Origin of the sequence: Xanthomonas albilineans, from assembly GCF_002939705.1 — a bacterium.
GTDB classification, from domain to species: Bacteria; Pseudomonadota; Gammaproteobacteria; order Xanthomonadales; family Xanthomonadaceae; genus Xanthomonas_A; species Xanthomonas_A albilineans.
On the sequence record NZ_MDCB01000046.1, the window covers coordinates 1 to 3,221 of the forward strand.

Annotated in this window: 3 protein-coding genes and 2 pseudogenes; 3 read left to right on the plus strand and 2 right to left on the minus strand. The window is 55.3% G+C overall.

Translation table 11 applies throughout. The features are described 5' to 3' along the window. Both XalbCFBP2523_RS16670 and XalbCFBP2523_RS15535 read left to right on the plus strand, forming a co-directional pair. A partial coding sequence (locus tag XalbCFBP2523_RS16670) for a DUF6862 domain-containing protein (RefSeq protein WP_343251080.1) occupies window positions 1-1,197 on the plus strand: 1,197 nt, incomplete at its 5' end. A 21-nt stretch (window positions 1,198-1,218) separates the two neighbouring features. Beyond that, a complete protein-coding gene (locus XalbCFBP2523_RS15535; RefSeq protein ID WP_045766511.1) occupies window positions 1,219-1,602 on the plus strand; it encodes a hypothetical protein in 384 nt (127 codons plus the stop codon). Between the two features lie 95 nt (window positions 1,603-1,697). On the opposite strand, the gene XalbCFBP2523_RS15540 is transcribed toward XalbCFBP2523_RS15535, so the two are convergent. Beyond that, window positions 1,698-1,970: a SymE family type I addiction module toxin gene (locus tag XalbCFBP2523_RS15540; protein ID WP_045766510.1), complete on the minus strand. Its 273-nt coding sequence runs from the start codon at window positions 1,968-1,970 to the stop codon at window positions 1,698-1,700. A gap of 376 nt (window positions 1,971-2,346) precedes the next feature. Between XalbCFBP2523_RS15540 and XalbCFBP2523_RS17290 the strand changes: the two are divergent. Next, window positions 2,347-2,832 (plus strand): annotated as a pseudogene (locus XalbCFBP2523_RS17290) (hypothetical protein); the annotation flags it as partial. 16 nt (window positions 2,833-2,848) lie between these two features. Here XalbCFBP2523_RS17290 and XalbCFBP2523_RS15555 read toward each other — a convergent pair. Continuing rightward, window positions 2,849-3,221 (minus strand): annotated as a pseudogene (locus XalbCFBP2523_RS15555) (integrase core domain-containing protein); the annotation flags it as partial.

A 3,221-nucleotide genomic window follows, 5' to 3' on the forward strand; every position in this document is an offset into this window, starting at 1 on the left:
ATTGGGGATTACGCCGAGCACAAGACGAACGAAGCGGCGGCCATGCGACTGCAAGCTGCTAACACCACCGACCCGGATCAGAAAGCGCAATTAATCGCGCAGGCCGACCAACTGGACAGCCAGTGGGGTGCCAATGGCACGCTGCGTGTGCTGGCGCATACGGCGGTGGGGGGATTGACCGGTGGAGTGGGCGGCGCCGCAGGCGCGGCGGCGGGCACGGTGACGGCCCCGGCGGTGGCCGAGGCGCTACGCAATGCCGGCGTGACCGGGCCATTGGCCGATGCGTTGACGGGTCTGGCATCGACGACGGCGGGTGCTGTGGCCGGTGGTGCATCGGGCGCGGCGACGGCAGGGAATGAGGTGGCGAATAATTATTTGAACCACCAGCAAATTACTCAGCTGCAAAGTGAGTTAGCATCGTGCTCAATAACCGGGGGATGCGACGAGGTAGTGCAGAAGTACGTTGCCCTCTCGAAAAGCAACGACCTCGCGCTACAGCAGGCATGTTCCCAAGACCCTTCGGGAAGCGCCTGCCAGCAGGGTGTGCGCGAGGCGCTCAGTTACGTGGGGGATCAGTCTTGGAAAAGTTATGCTTCTTTTTTAACTGGTGCGCCTTACCGTGCTCCATTGACGCAGATGGATGGTGATATTAAAAATTCTCGCAAGAGTACCTTGGATCTAGTCTTCGGTGATCGCCAAGTCTATGCGGCAATCAACGATATTATTCCGCGTGCGGATTTCTTCGGGGCGATGGCGAGGCAGACGGGGGCAGTATGGTTTGCTGAGGCGGAAAGTCAATCTCGCGGAAATTTGAGTGGTCCGGGGTTTGATTTTCTGGCAGGTTGGAATAAGCGCTGGGGCGCTGGTGATGTCATGAGTGCGTGGAGATCGGCAGCGGGTAATGAGATTATGTCTAATGGGTATGATAATTTCAGTAAAATCTATTTTGGACAAGGGAAAATAGATGTGAAAGATTGGAGTATCATGCAGCTAGCTAGCGAGCAGAGAGATCCAGTGCTTCAGCGCATCCATGAAATATATGTAAATAAAATGAGGGGTGGAACCGTTCCGATAATGGAATTCTTTGGTGGGGTAGATCATTTATTGAAGCCGGAGGATCGTATTAATACTGGGTGCAGAAATATGGGTTATGGGGATGGTTGCTCTGGAGGGGTAAATTCATCCAATGGAAAATAAAATTATACATGAGGCCTTGAAATGTTGATCGGCGGAGCTGGGTGGTTGGTAATTTTTTATATTATAATGATGGCGTCTGCAATCATGGCCGTGCTTGTTATTCCATTTTCAATGCTGTTTGAAAAAATAAAAATATTTTCTAAATTTTTGATTTTCTCTTATGGAATAGGGTGCATTGGCCATCTTTGTTCTGTCGGAATAATAGTGGAAAGGTATTTTAAATGGGGGGTATTTAGTTTTAATTTAATGTTTTTGTGGATTATGTCCGGCCTTGTTTTTATCGCAGGCAACATAATTTTTTTTGCGATTAATGGAAATTCAAAAAAATTAGGGTACAATTTTTACCTCGTTAATTTCATTATCTTTGGATTAACTCCAACTTTTTTGTTCTTGATTTTTTCCTAGACCAAATGGCCTGTCAACTGTGGTCTGTCAAGCCAACTGTGTAACCCTGGTCCTCAAGGACAGGGTATGTCAATTGAACTGTGTAATCTCGCTCCTCAAGACCCATCAGCTGGCATGCACTCCTCACCAGCCACCGTAATCACCAACTCACGATCCCGCACAGTGATGCGTAGCTTGGAACCGATGGCGAAACCCAACTGTTCCAGCCATCGGCCACGCAGGCGCAGGGCGGGTATGGGCTGTTGGCTGTCGGGATAGTAGCCATACCCCATGGTGCACTGTTGCGTCGGTCGCACGCGTCGCGGTGGACGTTGTTTGCGTGCAAGCTCGGCAGCATTCAGGGCCTCCGCCTGCTCGCGCGTCATCATGGGGCTGGGCGTTGGTTCCACAAATGTCCATTGCAGGTCCGTGAATGGCGTCGCTTGGCTTGGCGAACGATTTTTTGTGCTGCGGCGGGATGACGGTTGACGCATGGCAAAAGCCTCCTCGGTGTGCGAGAACCGCCGCCAACGGCGACGGGATGTCGGGAGGTTCGAAACCGCACAGAGCCGGCGGGCGTATTTCCCCGAAGGGTGTTGTATTAGCCGCCCTCCCGACGCAGGCATTGCGTCGGCTTGCACCTGCGAACAGGCACAAAAAACCCACCAGTTTGACGGAGGTGGGTACCGCTCTGTGAGGAGTTTCGAAGCTCCTTGTCGAAGAGATTGCAGTCGGTTGCGCTCAATGTCAATTGATGAGGATCATGGACGCACCACCACCGCGCTGGTGCCGCAGGTGTACCTGCGCTTGCATCCGGGCGATCTGGATAGCGGTGGGGCGCTGCTGGCCGGTGCCAATGTCGATGCACATGTGAGCGGCACGCTGACCAACACGGGCACCATCGCCGGTGGTCAACTGGTGTCCTTGGAGGCGGGTCGGATCGAGCACCTGGGCGGCAGCATCAGCGGCAACCAAGTGGCGTTGAGCTCGGCCAGCGACATTGACATCCATGGCGCCAGCGTGAGCGCGGTGGATGCGTTGAGTGTCCGGGCGGCAGGCAACATCGACGTGGCCTCCACCGTGGAGACGCTGCAAGGCGGCGGCGCGCATCAGTACGCGACCACGCAGATCGCGCGCGTGGCCGGGCTATACGTTACCGGCAGCAACGGCAGCGGCATCCTGTCGGTGGTGGGCGGCGGCGACGTGACCTTGCAGGGCGCGCAGGTGCGCAACGCCAGCACCGATGGGGTTGTCGACTCCTCGCAATTTAGTGACAGCTAAAATTAGAGGTCTGGGGTTGATGTTGATCACGGAACTCGGTGGGTGTTAGCCCGCCCACGCTGTCGTGCGGGATCTGTTGGTTGTAGTCGGCCAACCAGTGTTCGGTCTGTTCGCGGACCTCGCTGAGTGTGCGGAAGATATGCATGTCCAGGACACCACGCCGGTAGCTGCCGTTGAAGCGTTCGATGAAGCCGTTTTGCATCGGACGGCCCGGCTCGATGAAGTCCAAGGCGATGCCCTGGCGCTCGGCCCACTCCGCCAAGGCCAGGGCGACAAATTCCGGCCCGTAGTACCTGTGGAAGCATGTTCGGATAACCGCGCCATGCCGCGATGCGCTCCAATGTGCGGATGACGCGGAC